Raw genomic sequence first — 17013 nt, 5'->3', positions numbered from 1 at the left:
AGTTTTAGAATGATTGAGAAAAAGCAGTGTAAGTACCTGTATTGGTATTTATACTGCTTTTCTTATTCATTTCAACCGAATTATTTCAGTTATATCATCAATATCCAAAGCATCCGCTATCCTCTCAATATGAGGTAAATAAATTTTCTCTCTTTTATTATTAGCCAACTTATTAACAATTGAAGGCTCGATATCTGATAAACGAGCAAGTTCTCTTAAGGATATTCCTCTATCATCAACTAGTTGTTTCAAACGAATTTCTACTTTTCTTTCCATAGAATTCTCTCCCTTTTTAGTGTTGTTTGTAAGAACATCATATAGTATAATGAAAAAAGAAGTGGTGTTCGTATAGGCATCGTTCATGAAAAAAGAGGAGAATTATGGAAAAGCAAAGTATAAAGACAAAAAATAATCAACCGATTAAAATGATAAGTTATCAGGAGGTATATTATCTGCATGATATGTTGGAACAACTAAATTCATGGGAGAGTGCTTTAAAACTACTAAATGAATTCTTTAGCGATCAAAAGCGTCCTGTTAATAAAAAGAAAATAGCGAATGAATACCATGCTTGCTCTCAGATATTTACTACTTTCCAAAATGATTTTTCACAAACCTTACAAAAAATGGAAAGCCAGATTATCATTTTGAGAGGCAAAGAAAAAATTTAATTAAATAGAAATGTTGTTTAAAAGCTTAGAACAAATTAGCAAGTAAACCAAAAAAAGTTAGGCAAAAAAATCTAACTTTTTTTGGTTTATTACAAGTTGATTTGTAGATCTAAGCTTTTTTATTTTGTCTCAAAAAATAAAAATTATACGAGTTAAGTAGTGGAAGAAGTTCGTCAGGACGCTATTGATCCTGAACCAATGTTTGTCTATATTTCAGAAGCACATCTGTTTTGGGATAAGATATTCCTTAATAAATTGCTTCTATTGATTCAATAGATTTAGTGTTTTTCCATCAAGTATAATACTTCTATTTGATGCTTTCGACTTCGGTTTTTGTAGGATGTCCTCTTTATTTATGTTGACAAGAGTTTTAGCGATTCTTAATTCTCCAGTTACAAAGTCACTGTCATTCCAATGTAGAGCAGGTAACTCTCCGTTTCTCATTCCTGAAAATAGTAAAATACGAAACATTACATAGTCAAAAAACTTTTAGTTCTTTTGAAATATTGAAAAAATAGCTATAGCGATAGAGATATTTTCGTATGAATTATTATTAACTAATCCATAGAGTAATCAAAAAAAATGTTATACATAATTTTTAGTCTGAATTAAATTTCATATTGACTTGAAAAAAGATTGACAATAAAAACGTTCCATAATATAATTGTTTTCTAATGAAAATATTAAGGATTTATCATTTGTGAAAAAACTTATGTTGTTGTTGTTTGTTGCTGTATTTTTACTCTCATCTTCAAAAAAAGTATATGCCAATGATTTAAGTAGTTTTATGGATAAGTACGCTTTAACTGGAAAAGAGCTAGATGAGTTTGAAAAAAATGAACAGAATGTATCACGTTTTTCTCGATCATCAGCCCCTCAAAAAACGGAATCTGAGTTAAAAGAGCAATACGCTTCTTTGCTAGAGAGCGGGTACTTAGGTTCTGATGTAACCCTTGAAATGTATAGAGAATTAGCCGCTGCTGTACCGCCAACTGATCCTGTAGCTTCAAATGCACGCTCAGTTGCTGGCAATCCACAACCTGGAGATATTATGATTACAAATGGGACTTCATTCGGGGGGATAACTGGGCATGCAGGAATCTTTCTGAACAATGGAACTATTTTAAGTATACAAGGTGGGGGATAGACGCCTGCTGCAATGTCCATTATTGATTGGGCAAAAAAATATATGAGTAAAAAAGGACAATGGACTAAAATTTATAGACCTGCCGCTAAATATAAACCCAACGTAGCTTATCAGTGGGCTATAAATAATTATAGAGGAAAAAATTATTCATATGGAATAAATACAAATATATGGTCTAAAAATCCAACCTATTGCTCTAAAATAGTTTGGCAAGCTTATTGGTATTCTTCTGCTGCCGCTCAAGTAGGAGGTATGAAACAACCATTAATAGTAAGTCCGTATGATTTACCAGCATACTTTAACTCAAGACCTGCTCATGTAGGAACATGGTCTGCATAGTTCATAATCGATGTAGTTAAAAATAAGAATGAAAAAGGATAGTTAAACGATGAATATATTAAGATCTTTTTTTATTATAGTTTGGGGAGTTTTTGCTTTTTTTATTTCATTTAGCGTATTACGCGTAATAACTAAAGCAAGTTATCATGATTTTTCTGGTAACGGAACAATTATTTATGCTACTACTGGTATAATTTATGTGATTATAACAATCATTTTATCTATACTCTATTCAAAAAAATATTTATATTTTTTAGTTTTGCTATCCATACTTTGCATTGTTTCACCTTTTCTATTAATTTACTTGCTCAACAATTCCAAGATGTAATATAAAATCAATCGTCTGAAATTATAGTTAAGTTAATTTCAGACGATTGGTTTTTACAGAAGTTAATATAATTTATTCAGTACTTTTTTGAAATTATAGATATCTGTGATGTTAACACTTTGATAACAGTCTATAAAAAACTCTTCATTCAAATCAATCTTCCCTTTGAGAATCTTAGCTTATTTTTGTTTCTACGAAAAATGCTCTAGGATTTAATACTAACACTAAAGCCGTTTTATTCTTTGCTTTGTATCAGTCAATTAGTGATAATCAAATAAAAATAAGTATAAAATGTAATTTTTATCCGATTATGTAATATAATAAAAGAAATACATCATGATGGGGGAGAAGTAGAATGAAAAAAAGTGTTTTGGTAATAGGGTTGTTGTTACTTACGTTAGCTGGATGTACAGAGGAAGTAAAATCAAAAGTAAGTGTTGATAGTGGAGTAACTAGTTCAGAACGATCCACAGAAAAAACAAGTGAAACCGATAAGGAAATGGAAAAGTACGATGAAATTGTAAAAAAAGCAAAAGAATTAAATATAGAAGGAGAATTTAAAGAATCTGAACTAAAATTAGCTACTATTCCAGTAAGCGTTTTAAGTAACGAAAAGTATGAGGCGTTAAAAGAAATAGTAGAAAATTTGTCTAGCTCAAATAATAAAGGTTTACAAGCACAAAGTGAAAACCAAAAATCAGAGAATCAAGCAAATCAATCTGCGACAACAACACAAGATAACACGTCTTCAAATTTTACTGGAGATTTAGCAAAATGGGCGAATACGTATGTATTCTATTATTTGCAAGAGGGTCAAAAACAGAGCCGCCTAACGATTGCAGGCAATGGAGGAGTCACTCAAAGTAACTACGATGGCACGCAGTATTTCGGGACGGCTTCAATCACAGCCTATTCAACAAGTGCGTTAAGTTATAACACTGACACAATGTATCCATCAAGTATGCCAGCAACGAAAACAATTAATTCCAATGTGAAAATTGATATTCAATGGGATAATGGCGGTGGTAGCCAAGTTTATTATGGTTATCTATCCAATTCATCTCGACTAATAATAACGGATGGAATCAGTCAAAATAACGGTGTTCACGAAGTTTGGGTAACATACTAGACAATCACTAGAGTTGTAGACTTGGATCAAAAAATAAATAGGTTTTATTATTATGGAGATCAATCGTCTTAATGGGTGGTTGATCTATTTTTATTTCCCAAGGAAGAAATAAAATGGTGGATAACAAAGAAATGCGTATATCAGGAAAAGAGAGAACGAACAAGTACAAAAAGAAATTAAACGCTATTGTTGGTAGTTGATAAATCAAAAGTGAAGTCAAATCGATGAATTGAATCAAGAAAATCAGCGCCGAGCAACTATAAGTATTCCGTCTAGTGAATTCGCAGTAGGAGGGTTGATTATTGGTAAATCAGATATTGTTTCTGTTCAAAAAATGGTTGAAATTGCAAAGCGTTTGCTGGTTCCTTTGGATGAGATAAGTAATAACTATTTTGAAAATGGTATTTAGTATAAAACGTTGTGACAAAGTTGTTTAAGAGCGAGTAATTTGAACAGAAGACGAACTCTACGTTTGTTGTATTGATCGTCTTCTGTGAAATTATCGAGAGACTTGATTTTTTAATAAACTTTCCTTTTTGAGTAGGAAAATCAAATAAACGTATTGTTGCATTTCAAGTTTAGCCTAATACTATTTTTTCTTTCTTATATGGGAAAGCTATTTTTTGATTGGTAAGGATAGTATGTTTTCGTTTATTAATTTCTAATTCTACGGGTTTACTCAATAGGTTTTCAAAGGTTATATCCTTATTATCAACAGTGATCTTGATGTGATAGCCTTTCCAATAGAGTGGGAAGGAGACTTGATTCCAGTTCATTGGTAGTTTTGGCTGAATTTCCAAATGGTGATGGCGTAACCGTACCCCTGCAAAACCAAAGACAATTGATTGCCAAATACCACCTAAGGAAGCAGAATGAATGCCATGATCGCTAGAATGTGGATTTTGTCCCATATCAATACGGCAAGCCTTCTCAAACATATCATACGCTAAGGTCGCATCATCCATATCAGAAGCCAAAATACTATGAGTGGACATACTCAATGACGAATCATGCATAGTTTTTGGCTCATAATAGTCCCAATTGGCTCTTTTCACTTCATTACTAAAATAATCATCTAAAAGGTACAGCAAGATTAAAACATCAGCTTGTTTTGTAATTTGCATCTCGTTAACTTGATCAAGATTGTATTCTAAAAATAGTGAACCAACGTTAGCATCATTTTTGTATTTGGTTAAATCGATGACTGCTTTTGCCAAGTAATCATCATCTTGTGGAATAATAAGTTCTGCATTTGGTTTTGGTAGATAAATCTTCTCTTTTTCTGATTGCCATAAAGCAACGTATTTTTCTAAAGGCCACTTTTGATTGATCGTCTTCAATAGATCTGGTTTTTCCTGAGCAAGTTCGTTGTAACAATGTAAAGCTGTTTCGATATTCCAATAAGCCATATAGTTGGTGAACGCATTATTATCGACATGTTCTTTGTACTCGTCAGGACCAATCACTTCATTGATTTCATAACGTTGTAAATCTTTGTTCCATTCAAGTCGTGATTGCCAAAAGATAGCAGTCGCCATAATCAATTCATATCCATATTTTTCCATAAAATCAATGTCACCAGTGCGGCCACTTTTGGAAGAAACGACCTCCTATTTTTTTAATGAAGAAAAAGGCTTTGATCATCATTTTTTCAAATCAAAACAAAATAGTATATTTATTTTTAATCACGACGCTCAGGTTAAACAAGTCTCAATGATCGATCTAGCTAAACGGTATGGTGGAACGATTACTCAGATCTATTTAGATGACCAACTTGAGCTGGATTTAAATAAGCTACCTGAAACCGTCAGTGTGGAACAATCATTGATTGTTATAGTAGAGCCAGTAATAGAATAACTGACCTAAAAATTTCTTTCAGTAATAGAAGATCTGTTTTGATGGGCTTTCTTTTAAATCGACTATTATTTAAGACACTCTCCAATTTTTGGAAGGTGTCTTTTTTGATCATTTAGCAGCTGAAATAATTTCTTTCTTTTAATCAGATTCAATCTTTTAATAGAGTAAAACGCGCATAAACATCTCTTTTGATAGGATCATTGTTTTTCTATATAGACGTTTATTGATTGTTATTTAATACTTGAAAATCGCTATCCAAGCTATTTTTCGATAAAATGTAGTTCGGTACTATGATGCAGAATCAGAAAAAAAAATTTGGGAATCAATCCTCATAGAAATGTAAGCGGTTTTCGTGTAAATTTATATCAAGGAGTAGATGTATATGAATCTGGATGAGCGAAGCAATCAACTATTTATGTCAATCCTTCACAATCCTAAAGAAACAAGCAAACAGTTAATGAAAAAATTCAATCTTAGTAGAGGACAATTAAATTATGATAGTCAAAAAATCAATGATTGGCTAAAAGAGCAACAGCTGGAAAAAATTGAGCGAACCAAAAGCGGTTATTTTATTGTTCCTAATGAAGTAAGAAAGAAATATCAAACCAAGAAAACGACTATCACCAAACAAGATTTTTATCTGTTTTCTACGTTGGAACGAATGTATCTACTTGAACTGATGCTATTAAGCAAAGAAGAGTTCATTTCGTTGAATCATTTAATAGATGCTTTGCAGTTCAGTAAAAATACGGTGCTGCGTTCCTTAAAAGAAGTAGAGCAAAATCTTACCCCGTATCATCTAAAACTAAACTATTCAAGGGCGCGTGGTTACTACATCGATGGAAAGGAATGGGATAAGCGACAGTTACTAAGAGATGCCTTAAATCTTTTAGCTGGAAGTACAAATAGTAGTGATCGAATCGGTGAATTTGCTCAATTAGATGGGGCAGATATTAAATGTTACAAGGAAAAATTTGAAACAATTGAAAAGGAATTAAATGTTCGTTTTACAGATGAACAAATGACGATTCTACCATATTACTTCCCTTTGATTCTAAGAAGGATCGCAAAAGGAAAAACAATCAAATATAATTTTGAAATTGATTTTGAAGTACTAGTTGATACACAAGAATACAAGGCAACGAAAGAAATTACTGGAAACATTTACATTAGCGAAGAGGAAAAAATCTATCTGACGCTCCAATTACTAGCAACAAATGTCTCAAGTTCAGATACCTTAACTAAAGGTGAACTGACGAGAATGGAACTTGCTCTGAATGAAGTACTTACATTATTTGAAAAAGGTTCAGCGATTAAAATTGAACACAGAGCCAAATTACTAAATCAGTTAATGCAACATATGAAACCTGCGTATTACAGAATAAAATACCAAATGAACTTAAAAAATCTTTTCTATGAAGCTAATAGAGAACAGATGACGTCACTTTTTTATTTAGTAAAAGAATCTCTTCATCCTTTAAACGTATTTTTCAATAAACCAATTCCTGATGTCGAAGTATTCTTTATTTCTTTATTTATTGGAAGCCATATTTTAGATACAAGTGATTCAACAAAAATAAATAAGCAGTTAAAGGCAGCGATTGTCTGTCCAAATGGGATTTCTGTTTCTATTCTTTTGGAAAAAACATTGCGAAAATTATTTCCTGAACTTAATTTTTTACCCGTGATGTCAATTCGAGAATTTTATCTTCAAAATCCAGAGGTAAATTATGTTTTTTCAGCTACGCCGATCCAAACAGATAAACAGTTATTTGTAGTTAAGAGCTTTTTAACTGAAATAGAAAAACGACAATTGCGTCAACGAGTGTTCCAAAAAATTGAAAATGCAGAGAAAACCGTTTTAACTCCAGAAAAAATCATTAAGATTATAAAGAAACATGGGGCCATAAAAGATGAACAAAGCCTCTACCATGAGTTGCTGGAGATGATCGATAATGAATGGTCAGGTGAAAAAGATCTTCCATTGACATTGACTGACTTATTAAAGAAAGAGTACGTTCAGGTATTTACAGAAGACCTCAGTTGGGCGCAAACAATTGAAGCATTGGGCAAACCATTAGTGGAGAAAAAAATCATTACCCCATACTATATTTCTAAAATTATCACAGACTATCCTACCATTCCAGCACATATTGTATTAAGAGAGACCATTGCATTGCCTCATACTGAAGCGGAATATGGAGCATTAGGCGTAGGAATGAGCTTAGGTATTATACAAAAAGGACTTCCGTTTAACGAAAAAAAAATCTATCTCGTTGTTCTTATAGCCTCAAATGATAAGAAAAAACACATTGATGCAGTGTTACAATTAATGGATTTAGCGGGGAAAGAACAGATCATTGCTAAGCTAGAAAGAGCATCGTCAAAAAAAGAGATTGTTCAAGTAATCAACGAATTTATGCTGATCTACGGGAGGGAAAAAAATGAAAGTAAGGCAATTAGAGCTCAATGACTTAGTACAAGAGTCATTATTATTTTTGCAAAAGGATTATCAATCAAAGGAAGAACTGTTCGAAGATGTTTATCAAAGTACATTTAAACAAGGACTAGTTCGAGAAGACTTTTTACAAAGAGTACAAGCACGTGAAGAAGAATACCCGACAGGAATTCAGCTAGAAACGATAGGTGCTGCTATTCCTCATACTGACTCGGAATGTGTGTTACAGGAATTTGTTGCAATAATAACGAATAAAAAACCTATCGAATTCCAACGAATGGATGATAAAAACCAAACTACCCAAGCGAAGATTATCTTTCTTTTAGGACTCAACCAACCGCATACGCAATTGAGTATGCTGCAAACATTGATGGGATTGATGCAGAATCAAACGCATTTAGATAGGCTACTAAATAGTACAGAAAAGAAAGAAGTCATTGACTATATTGCTGAATTAAACAACAAAGAAGAGGAGAAAAAATCATGAAAAAATTAAATGTATTAGTTGCCTGTGGGGCAGGAATCGCAACGTCAACTGTAGTTATGAAGAAAATTGAGGATCTATTTAAAGAAAACAATATTTTAGCGAATTTTTATCAAATAAAAATCTCAGAAGCATCTTCCAAGCAAGACAATGCTGATTTATTGATCTCAACGACGGTTTTACCGACAAATTATTCAATTCCAGCTGTGATGGCGATGCCGTTTCTAACAGGAATCGGTGAAGAAAAATTAAAAGAAAAAATTGTTTCACTGGTACGTGATATTCAAAATGGTTGATCAACTTACGTTATAAGAGCTCATAATGTAAGCAAATAAAAATAAAATGCGCGCATAAAAAGAAATAGCTTCACATCAAAAATAGGCTAGGAGGATTCTTTTATGAATGTATTAATGGATGTAGTTCAAAGTATTTTGGATATGGGACCTAGTGTAATGTTGCCGATTATTATTTTTATTATTGGTCTGATTTTTCAAGTGAAACCTGGAAAAGCAATGGTTTCAGGTTTGACTGTAGGTATTGGGATGATCGGGATCAATTTAGTGATCAATCTCTTAACGTCAAGCGTAGGACCGGCTGCTCAGGCAATGGTGGAACGATTTGGTTTAAATTTGACGATTATAGATGCTGGATGGCCGGCAGTTGCTGCTGGAACATGGGCACAACCACTGTCAGCAGTCATGATACCAATTATTTTACTGGTGAATGTCTTAATGTTGATCGCAAATAAAACGAAAACCTTAAATATCGATATTTGGAATTATTGGCATATGATTGCTGCAACGTCTACAGCGTATGTTGTCACAAAAAATTGGTGGTTCAGTATTTTATGTGGAATTGCTTATGAGATAATCGTTCTAATTATTGCAGATAAGACTGCACCAGCAGTTCAAAAATATTATGGCTTAGAAGGTGTCAGTTTTTCAACAGGATCGACTGCGGGCTATGCTGTAATTGGTATCCCAGTAGGCTGGTTAGTAGATAAAATACCAGGTATCAAGGATTTAGACGTTAATCCTGAAACGATTCAAAAACGATTTGGTGTGTTTGGAGAACCAATGATCATGGGAATTGTTATTGGAGCCACTTTAGCCGCACTAGGTGGATATGATATTCCTGGTATTTTACAAATGGGTATGACGATGGGTGGCGTGATGTTTTTAATGCCTCGAATGGTAAAAATATTGATGGAAGGGCTAATTCCAATACAAGAGAGTGCACAAAAAATGTTACAAAAACGATATGGTGATCGTGAAATTTATTTAGGTATGGATGCAGCATTATCAACAGGTTCACCTGCAACCTTAGCAACGGGATTATTAATGGTTCCGATCACACTCTTTTTAGCAATTATTTTACCAGGAAATAGAGTATTACCTTTTGGAGATTTAGCAACAATACCATTTTTTGTTGGAATGATCGTACCTAGTAGAAAAGGAAATATTGTCCATTCAGTGATTTCATGTACCGTTGTAATGGTTTTTGCGCTGTGGATGGCTACAAATTTTGCACCTGTTATTACTCAAATGGTTGAAGGAATCGTAGAATTTCCAGAAGGTGCTGCAAAAATCACAAACTTAGATACTGGTGGAAATATTTTAAACTGGGCAGTCTTAAAACTGTCAGAATTATACAATGCAGTATTTTAAACGATTGCTATAAAAGTGAATGGTAGAAGATTACTGGAGGGATTCATATGATAGAAACAAAAGTTAAAACGATGATGGCTGTTACAAAAGTAGCAGATGGTTATGATCGAATGGAGCTAAAGGAAATTTCAATTCCAGAAGCGATAGGCGATAAAGTGTTGATAAAAGTAGCTTATACAGGAATTTGTGGATCAGATATTCATACATTTAAGGGAGAGTATAAAAATCCAACGACCCCAGTTGTTTTAGGGCATGAATTTTCTGGCCAAGTCGTAGCAGTAGGAGAAAATGTAACATCTGTGTCAGTTGGTGATCGAGTAACGAGTGAAACAACATTTTCTGTTTGTGGTGAATGTGAGTATTGTGAAGAAAAACAATATAATTTATGTCCGAAACGTAAAGGACTAGGTACACAGCAAAATGGGAGCATGGCTGATTATGTACTCGCAAGAGAAGAAAGCGTTCATACTTTACCGGATCATTTAAGTTATGAAGGCGCATCATTGACCGAGCCACTAGCATGTTGTGTTCACGCTATGTATCAGAAAAGTCAGCTGGTTCTTCAAGATAAAATTATTATCATTGGACCTGGACCTATTGGATTATTGCTCTTGCAAATTGCTAAAGAGATTGGCTCGTTTGTGATCATGACAGGAATAACGAAAGACAAACATCGCCTGGATTTAGCCAAAAAAATGGGGGCTGACATCATTATTGATACTCAACAAAATGATTTGTCTACTATTGTAAATGAAGCGACTGAAGGATATGGTGTGGATAAAATTTATGATGCGTCGGGTTCTATTCAAGCAGTAAATGCTAGCTTACCTTTAATGAAAAAAGGTGGGATGTTTGTTCAAGTAGGGCTGTTCAAACAAAAGATGAATGCCTTAGATATTGAATCGACAATTCAGAGAGAGATCAAATACGTCGGGAGTCGTTCACAAAATCCGTTTGATTGGCCGATCGCTATCCATTTACTTGCCAAAGGTGCAATCAATATTGATGAAATGGTTACGAAAATTTATCCATTATCTGAGTGGAGAAAAGCGTTTATTGATGTTATGGATGGTAATGAAATCAAAGTGTTACTTGAGTCTAATAATGGCGAATTAAATGAAAGAAAAAAGGTGTAAGAATGAAAGTGGCTATTGCGAATGATCATGGTGGTTTCCATTTAAAAGATAGGATCATCAGCCATCTACATGAAAATAGCATAGATATTTATGACCTAGGAACCCATAATGCCTTTGAATCAGCAGATTATCCAGATTATGCTGAAAAAGTAGGTTTATCTGTCATAAAAAAAGAGGTAGACTTAGGTATTTTATGCTGTGGAACAGGAATTGGCATGAGTATTGCGGCCAATAAGATACCAGGAATTCGAGCAGCAGTCGTTGGGGATGTTTTTTCCGCTCAGAGAACAAGAGCGCACAATGATACAAATATTCTTTGCTTAGGAGAAAGAGTTATTGGGGAAGATTTGGCATTGATGATTCTTGATGTATGGTTGAATACATCTTTTGAAGAAGGACGGCATCAAAGAAGAGTGGACAAAATTTCAAAAATTGAACATGGGAATTAAGTGATAAATTGAAAGAATAAAAAGAAGAGAATGTGGGATAAGAGTCAGAGAAAAATCTGATTCTTGGCCCACTTTTTTTTGAGTGTAAAGTACATAAAAATTACTCAAAATTATTTAACTGTAAGAATATACTATTTGTCAGAAATTCAAATCCTTTCAAATTATTTAGAGAAATTTTGGTAGATATCTATTCTTATATCTAGTTTTAGTATAGTCACTATTAGTGTCTAAAAGTAAGTTATCAAGTAAAATTATATGCACATTTCATCAGGTAAGCGTTTGCATTCTCAATGGTATTATTGTACAATGTTATCGAAACGTTTCGATAAAAAATGAAAAGGAGCTTTTAAGTGAAAAATAGACTAAAATTTATAATTTTTCTTTCATTAATTGCACTATCGTTATCTTTTACTATCAATACATTCGCTCAAAATGATGAAAAAAATCAAAATACGGAAGTACAAGCTATGAAAGATGAACGATTAAGTATGTTATATAGAAACAGTTATGATGTTTTTAAAGATTTAAGAAATGATCTAGGTGTTTATAGAGATAGTATATTGCTGGAACCTGGTGAAAATTATCACCCTTCATCAGTTGCTGCAACAGGTGTGGGTTTGATGTCATTAACGATTGCCGATAAAAAGAATTGGGAAGAACGTGCATTGGAAAAAACTAGACAAACTGTAGCAACGATGACAGATCAAACAGCAGGTTTTCATGCTGATAGAACAGCAAATGGTTTTTACAGGCATTTCATCAATATGGAAACAGGTACACAAGAATGGAATTCTGAATATAGCACGATTGATACAGCAATATTTTTAGTGGGTGCGATGTTTGCTGAAAAATATTTTAATGATGAAGCGTTAAGTGAGGCGGTTGCTAAACTCTATCATTCTATTGATTTTGAAGCGGCAATTGCGGATGTTGAGACTGGTGGCATTTATCTTACAATGAATGAAGATGGAACTGGTGGTTTGAATTCAATAACATTACCCTATAATGAATACATCATTGTAGCATGGTTGGCTTATAATCAAAATAGAGCTGATCCAGAAAGTAAAGCAGTCAAATTCTGGCAAAATCATTACGCAACACCAGACAAACTTCTAAATAAAACATTTGCTGATATAAGCCTTTTAACGGATCATTCAGAACATTATTTGTCATCATTTACATTGCTGTTTCCTTATTATATGGTGAATATGTTTTCTAAATCAAACGAGTATAATGTCTACATTGAAAATGGCTATAAAGCAGATAAGCTTTGGAGTGAAGAGACAAAAAAAACGGCTTCTTATGAATGGGGAAATGGTCCTGGAGCTTCTCCAGAAGGATATGGGTATCATGCGGATGCAATAAACAACAACCAATCAATAACCATTTCGCCTCATATTATTGCAGGTTTTTTACCTGTGAATCGTAGTGGCACTCAAGACTTATTCGATCTATACACAAATAAAAAAGGAATTTATCGTTTACAATCTGATAATTCTAAAGAAATCCTTTGGAGGTATAGCGTTGAAGATCCCACATGGAGAGCGAATTCAATACAAGGTATTGACTATTCGACGTTCTTATTTGGGCTAGCAACATTAGATGACAGTATTGGTCTTTCTTTTTTTCAAGATAATAATAATTTTTTTACAACTATAGATTTTGATTTAAATGGTGGAACCAGTGAGACACCGATGCCCCAACATTTAGCTGTGGGTGATATCCTGCAAGAACCATCGCCTAAACCAACGCGGCCCGGCTATACTTTTTCTGGATGGAGTACAGATGCAGATGGATTAGAAGATGTGTGGGATTTTTCTACTGGTATAACACCTGATAATGATTTAACGCTATATGCACAATGGCGAATGGATATGCGTACTGTTACGTTTGATCTAAATGGCGGAACAAGCGTCCTACCCCCAGTGCAAAGTGTAGCAATTGGAGCGCACATAAACGCCCCAACGCTTGAACCGACTCGTTCTGGCTATACTTTTTCTGGATGGAGTACGAATGTAGATGGGTCAGCAAAAGTATGGGATTTTTCTACAGATGTAATGCCAGATAATGATTTAACGCTGTATGCACAATGGCGAATAAATACGCATACTGTTACCTTTGATTTAAATGGCGGAACAAGTGTGGAACCAACAGCACAAAATGTAGCAGTTGGATCGTATATAGAAAAACCAAAGTCAGAACCTACCCGCTCTGGTTATAGCTTTGCTGGATGGTACGATGCACATGATGATTTATGGGATTTTAAAAAAATGACTATGCCGGACGATGATCTATTATTATATGCACGTTGGAAAACGATTGATTCTGGCTCAATAGATTCAGAGCATAAAGATACTTCAAAAAAAGAAGATCCTCCTTCGACGAGATCAACTTCACTACCAAAGACTGGAGAAAAATTAAATTTTTTAAGTATATTGGGATTCTTGCTGTTCGGTTATCTAGCTATTGCATCTTATAAAAAATATCTAAAATTTAACTGGGATTAAAGAATACCTTTTTACTCGATGTCTCTTAAGTATGCCCAAACTCACATGATTTTAATGGATCAATACCGATCACCTTAAAAATATTTTAAAGCAATTGAACTGTCTCTCAAAGTTAGTTTTTCTCTAACTTTAAGAGGCAGTTCAATACATTTAACCCAAGAAGATTCTGGAAGATAGACGCAGCTTGCGATGTGTACTACTATGAGAGTGACAAATATATTTGTTTAGAGATAAGGAAGTCCTAGATTATCTCAGAATGAATTGACTAGTTAAAGGGTTTCTTAAATTTAGATAATGACTTGGAGGATTTGTTTTGAAAAAAGTGAAGAGAACTATTTTGTTCGGTTTTTGTACGGTACTTTTGGGGGAATTAGTGGGATGTAGTCATTTAGATAAATCAAGTGCAGATACTGTTGAATCATCTAGTGCTAAAGTCATGACAGAATCAACTGCTAGTAGTAAAGAAGCTAAAGCAACCACAGAAATAACGACTGAGCAATCGAGTAGTGTTCTGGAAACGAAAGAAGCTGATGAATTAAATGCATCGGAAAAAGAAGAGCAAGTAAAAGTCGTAACAGAAGTAATGAATCTTGCTCAAATTCAACAAGGAGATTATTCAAGCCTGAATGGGACGTGGGAAAACGGATTAGGTAAGACAATCTATGTAGAAAATAATACAATGACTTTTACAGACATCTCTAATCAAGAACAACCAGCAGGAATAACGGGACTAAACATAGATATTCCCAAACTAAATTCACCTGATGGTACACCTGAAATACTATCCTACATGGGGGATAGCAACAAAGTTAAATCGTATGAACAACAATTAGGGATTGAAGAGAATCAAGGGTTTATTTCCTTGAGAAGTAATCTCCCTGGTGCAGTAATCTATGTATCCTTTTTACCAAACGGTATAGTAGGGGACATAGTAGAAGGAGATATTGACAGAGATAAAATTGTAGCTGTGGGTACTCAAAATACAGCTACCTCTGTTCGAGCAGCGTATGTTTACTACAAAGTCGATTAAGTCATCCGAGCATGAAAGAATCTGTTCGACAATTTTAAGGTATATCCTTAGTTGTTGTGATCCCTTTTCTATCATACTTTTTTTGCACTTCCTGAATTTCGATAGTAAAAAGAAAAAACGCTCTATGTCTACAGAGCGCTTAAAACAAAACTTGGTACCAATATCATTCTGTGAAAGACTCACGTGTCTTCTGTTTATAAAACTCCTTCAAAATCTCCCGAACCTCATCCGTAGATTTCGTCCCCATCAATTTCACTCGTAAATCACTAGCTCCAGGAAATCCCTTAACATAAATCTTAAAGAAACGATGCAAGCCAACAATCGAGCGGGGAATCATCTCAGCATACTGATCTTGCAAATCAAGTTGCATCTCCAACAAACCAAGCAACTCTTGAGCAGAGTGTTCCCTTGGTTCTTTTTCAAATGCATAAGGATTTTTAAAAATACCGCGGCCGATCATAATCCCATCTACACCATATTGTTTCGCAAGTTGTAAACCAGTTTTACGATCAGGAATATCGCCATTGATCGTAATCAGTGTTTGAGGGGCTACACGATCACGGATTTCCATGATCTGAGGAATCAAATCCCAATGTGCATCCACTTTACTCATTTCATTTCGGGTTCGCAAGTGGATCGATAGGTTCGCGATATCTTGTCTCAGCAAGTGTGTAATCCAGTCTTCCATTTCAGCTATTTTGGCATAACCAATTCGAGTTTTAACGCTGACGGGTATTCCACCTGCTTTTGCTGCCTCAATCAATTCAGCCGCTACATCAGGTCGTAAAATAAGACCGCTTCCTTTTCCACGTCCTGCTACATTAGGAACGGGGCAGCCCATATTGATGTCGATCCCTTTAAAGCCCATTTCGGCTAAGCCAATACTCATCTCTTTGAAGAATTCAGGCTTATCACCCCAGATATGAGCGACCATCGGCTGTTCATCTTCGGTAAAAACTAAGCGTCCACGCACGCTTTCTTTCCCGTCTGGATGGCAATAACTATCAGAATTCGTAAATTCAGTAAAAAAGACATCAGGTGCCCCTGCTTCTTTTATGACGTGGCGAAAGACAACATCGGTCACATCTTCCATCGGTGCTAATACAAAAAAAGGCTTTGGTAATTCTGCCCAAAAATTATTTATCATTCTATATTCTCCACTCTATTACTTTCGGTTAGATTTTGAAAAACACACTCATTATACTAATAATACTAGAAAGAATCAAAGAGAAGATTTTATAAGCTGATAAGGGCAACGTTGTGCCAAAAGAGTTTGTATAAATTGCTTATTTTTAGTAAGTATATTATACTGATTTCATCAGTTTGGTTCTAAACTTAAAAAGGAGGATCAATACATGGAGGAATTATCACTTTCAGAAAAAGTAAAATTAAGTAGCTGGATGTCTATTTTACAGTTTGTTCAAAAGAGCAATGCTCAGTCTAATGAGTTCCTAAAGCAATATGATTTAAATGTTTCAAAGTTTGATATGCTTCATCATATTCAGGAAAATCAACCAATCACGCAAAAGGAACTTGGAGAGAAGTTATTGATCTCTAAAGGTGGTGTTTCACAAATGATTAAGCAATTTGAAGCAGATGGTTGGATTGACCGTCAGCAAGAATGGAAGGAAAAATATATTTCTTTGACAGATAAGGGACAAAAGCAATTAAATACTTGCTTTATTAAACAGAGTAAATTGCAGGCATCTGTTTTTGATAATTTAACGAAACGTGAAGTCCTTGAGCTAGCAAAAATCAGTAAAAAATTAATGCAATCATAACCCTATTTAGAGAATGAAAAAGGAGTGTTG

Annotated in this window: 19 protein-coding genes; 15 read left to right on the top strand and 4 right to left on the bottom strand. The window is 34.2% G+C overall.

Annotation, left to right across the window (positions count from 1 at the left end; all coding sequences use genetic code 11):
* Positions 1–66 precede the first annotated feature (66 nt).
* Positions 67–276 carry a helix-turn-helix domain-containing protein gene (locus AC4BC4_RS15095; protein ID WP_069654199.1) on the bottom strand — a complete coding sequence of 70 codons (210 nt, stop codon included), beginning with the start codon at positions 274–276 and terminating at the stop codon, positions 67–69.
* Between the two features lie 104 nt (positions 277–380).
* Here AC4BC4_RS15095 and AC4BC4_RS15090 point away from each other — a divergent pair, with 104 nt between their 5' ends.
* Positions 381–671: a hypothetical protein gene (locus AC4BC4_RS15090; protein WP_490476258.1), complete on the top strand. Its 291-nt coding sequence runs from the start codon at positions 381–383 to the stop codon at positions 669–671.
* Positions 672–932: 261 nt separating this feature from the next.
* On the opposite strand, the gene AC4BC4_RS15085 is transcribed toward AC4BC4_RS15090, so the two are convergent.
* The gene (locus tag AC4BC4_RS15085) at positions 933–1142 is read right to left on the bottom strand and encodes a site-specific integrase (RefSeq protein ID WP_490476257.1); all 210 of its coding nucleotides are present in this window, start codon (positions 1140–1142) and stop codon (positions 933–935) included.
* Positions 1143–1371: 229 nt separating this feature from the next.
* On the opposite strand from AC4BC4_RS15085, the gene AC4BC4_RS15080 reads away from it, so the two are divergent.
* The 4 genes from AC4BC4_RS15080 to AC4BC4_RS15065 all read left to right on the top strand — a co-directional run bounded on the left by AC4BC4_RS15080 (position 1372) and on the right by AC4BC4_RS15065 (position 4023).
* On the top strand, positions 1372–1818 hold the full coding sequence (locus AC4BC4_RS15080) for a CHAP domain-containing protein (RefSeq protein ID WP_490476256.1): 447 nt from the start codon (positions 1372–1374) through the stop codon (positions 1816–1818).
* A gap of 12 nt (positions 1819–1830) precedes the next feature.
* Complete coding sequence (locus AC4BC4_RS15075) at positions 1831–2157, top strand: hypothetical protein (RefSeq protein WP_490476255.1); 327 nt, start codon at positions 1831–1833, stop codon at positions 2155–2157.
* A 683-nt stretch (positions 2158–2840) separates the two neighbouring features.
* Positions 2841–3614: a tropomyosin gene (locus AC4BC4_RS15070; protein ID WP_490476254.1), complete on the top strand. Its 774-nt coding sequence runs from the start codon at positions 2841–2843 to the stop codon at positions 3612–3614.
* 229 nt (positions 3615–3843) lie between these two features.
* On the top strand, positions 3844–4023 hold the full coding sequence (locus AC4BC4_RS15065; RefSeq protein ID WP_490476253.1) for a hypothetical protein: 180 nt from the start codon (positions 3844–3846) through the stop codon (positions 4021–4023).
* Positions 4024–4192: 169 nt separating this feature from the next.
* On the opposite strand, the gene AC4BC4_RS15060 is transcribed toward AC4BC4_RS15065, so the two are convergent.
* Positions 4193–5179, bottom strand: coding sequence for a glycosyl hydrolase family 65 domain-containing protein (locus AC4BC4_RS15060; protein WP_490476252.1), 987 nt, complete (start codon positions 5177–5179; stop codon positions 4193–4195).
* 7 nt (positions 5180–5186) lie between these two features.
* Here AC4BC4_RS15060 and AC4BC4_RS15055 point away from each other — a divergent pair, with 7 nt between their 5' ends.
* The 9 genes from AC4BC4_RS15055 (at position 5187) to AC4BC4_RS15015 (ending at position 15202) form a co-directional block, all read left to right on the top strand.
* Positions 5187–5471: a hypothetical protein gene (locus AC4BC4_RS15055; protein ID WP_490476251.1), complete on the top strand. Its 285-nt coding sequence runs from the start codon at positions 5187–5189 to the stop codon at positions 5469–5471.
* Between the two features lie 382 nt (positions 5472–5853).
* Positions 5854–7944 carry a BglG family transcription antiterminator gene (locus tag AC4BC4_RS15050; RefSeq protein ID WP_490476250.1) on the top strand — a complete coding sequence of 697 codons (2091 nt, stop codon included), beginning with the start codon at positions 5854–5856 and terminating at the stop codon, positions 7942–7944.
* The gene (locus AC4BC4_RS15045; protein ID WP_490476249.1) at positions 7916–8416 is read left to right on the top strand and encodes a PTS sugar transporter subunit IIA; all 501 of its coding nucleotides are present in this window, start codon (positions 7916–7918) and stop codon (positions 8414–8416) included. Before AC4BC4_RS15050 ends, AC4BC4_RS15045 begins: the two co-directional genes overlap by 29 nt.
* Complete coding sequence (locus tag AC4BC4_RS15040; RefSeq protein WP_438757908.1) at positions 8413–8709, top strand: PTS sugar transporter subunit IIB; 297 nt, start codon at positions 8413–8415, stop codon at positions 8707–8709. Before AC4BC4_RS15045 ends, AC4BC4_RS15040 begins: the two co-directional genes overlap by 4 nt.
* Positions 8710–8811: 102 nt before the next feature.
* Positions 8812–10080, top strand: a complete 1269-nt coding sequence (locus tag AC4BC4_RS15035; RefSeq protein ID WP_490476248.1) for a PTS galactitol transporter subunit IIC — start codon at positions 8812–8814, stop codon at positions 10078–10080.
* 47 nt (positions 10081–10127) lie between these two features.
* Positions 10128–11216, top strand: a complete 1089-nt coding sequence (locus AC4BC4_RS15030) for a zinc-binding dehydrogenase (RefSeq protein ID WP_490476247.1) — start codon at positions 10128–10130, stop codon at positions 11214–11216.
* Positions 11217–11218: 2 nt separating this feature from the next.
* Positions 11219–11665 carry a ribose 5-phosphate isomerase B gene (gene rpiB, locus AC4BC4_RS15025; RefSeq protein ID WP_490476246.1) on the top strand — a complete coding sequence of 149 codons (447 nt, stop codon included), beginning with the start codon at positions 11219–11221 and terminating at the stop codon, positions 11663–11665.
* A 350-nt stretch (positions 11666–12015) separates the two neighbouring features.
* The gene (locus AC4BC4_RS15020; RefSeq protein WP_490476245.1) at positions 12016–14172 is read left to right on the top strand and encodes an InlB B-repeat-containing protein; all 2157 of its coding nucleotides are present in this window, start codon (positions 12016–12018) and stop codon (positions 14170–14172) included.
* A gap of 322 nt (positions 14173–14494) precedes the next feature.
* On the top strand, positions 14495–15202 hold the full coding sequence (locus tag AC4BC4_RS15015) for a DUF6287 domain-containing protein (RefSeq protein ID WP_490477386.1): 708 nt from the start codon (positions 14495–14497) through the stop codon (positions 15200–15202).
* 163 nt (positions 15203–15365) lie between these two features.
* Here AC4BC4_RS15015 and AC4BC4_RS15010 read toward each other — a convergent pair whose 3' ends face one another.
* A complete protein-coding gene (locus AC4BC4_RS15010) occupies positions 15366–16349 on the bottom strand; it encodes a tRNA dihydrouridine synthase (protein ID WP_490476244.1) in 984 nt (327 codons plus the stop codon).
* A 208-nt stretch (positions 16350–16557) separates the two neighbouring features.
* Here AC4BC4_RS15010 and AC4BC4_RS15005 point away from each other — a divergent pair, with 208 nt between their 5' ends.
* Complete coding sequence (locus AC4BC4_RS15005; RefSeq protein ID WP_438757914.1) at positions 16558–16983, top strand: MarR family winged helix-turn-helix transcriptional regulator; 426 nt, start codon at positions 16558–16560, stop codon at positions 16981–16983.
* The last annotated feature ends 30 nt before the right edge of the window (positions 16984–17013 follow it).

It is taken from the genome of Enterococcus sp. AMC1086, from assembly GCF_058216575.1.
Note: the sequence above shows the minus strand (reverse complement) of the source record. Positions and strands in the feature narration are given on the sequence as shown.

Coding starts and splice junctions, on each gene's coding strand:
- AC4BC4_RS15095 (WP_069654199.1), bottom strand. CDS start 276: ATGGAAAGAAAAGTAGAAATTCGTTTGAAACAACTAGTTGATGATAGA.
- AC4BC4_RS15090 (WP_490476258.1), top strand. CDS start 381: ATGGAAAAGCAAAGTATAAAGACAAAAAATAATCAACCGATTAAAATG.
- AC4BC4_RS15085 (WP_490476257.1), bottom strand. CDS start 1,142: ATGTTTCGTATTTTACTATTTTCAGGAATGAGAAACGGAGAGTTACCT.
- AC4BC4_RS15075 (WP_490476255.1), top strand. CDS start 1,831: ATGTCCATTATTGATTGGGCAAAAAAATATATGAGTAAAAAAGGACAA.
- AC4BC4_RS15070 (WP_490476254.1), top strand. CDS start 2,841: ATGAAAAAAAGTGTTTTGGTAATAGGGTTGTTGTTACTTACGTTAGCT.
- AC4BC4_RS15060 (WP_490476252.1), bottom strand. CDS start 5,179: ATGGAAAAATATGGATATGAATTGATTATGGCGACTGCTATCTTTTGG.
- AC4BC4_RS15055 (WP_490476251.1), top strand. CDS start 5,187: ATGTCACCAGTGCGGCCACTTTTGGAAGAAACGACCTCCTATTTTTTT.
- AC4BC4_RS15050 (WP_490476250.1), top strand. CDS start 5,854: ATGAATCTGGATGAGCGAAGCAATCAACTATTTATGTCAATCCTTCAC.
- AC4BC4_RS15045 (WP_490476249.1), top strand. CDS start 7,916: ATGAAAGTAAGGCAATTAGAGCTCAATGACTTAGTACAAGAGTCATTA.
- AC4BC4_RS15040 (WP_438757908.1), top strand. CDS start 8,413: ATGAAAAAATTAAATGTATTAGTTGCCTGTGGGGCAGGAATCGCAACG.
- AC4BC4_RS15035 (WP_490476248.1), top strand. CDS start 8,812: ATGAATGTATTAATGGATGTAGTTCAAAGTATTTTGGATATGGGACCT.
- AC4BC4_RS15030 (WP_490476247.1), top strand. CDS start 10,128: ATGATAGAAACAAAAGTTAAAACGATGATGGCTGTTACAAAAGTAGCA.
- rpiB (WP_490476246.1), top strand. CDS start 11,219: ATGAAAGTGGCTATTGCGAATGATCATGGTGGTTTCCATTTAAAAGAT.
- AC4BC4_RS15010 (WP_490476244.1), bottom strand. CDS start 16,349: ATGATAAATAATTTTTGGGCAGAATTACCAAAGCCTTTTTTTGTATTA.
- AC4BC4_RS15005 (WP_438757914.1), top strand. CDS start 16,558: ATGGAGGAATTATCACTTTCAGAAAAAGTAAAATTAAGTAGCTGGATG.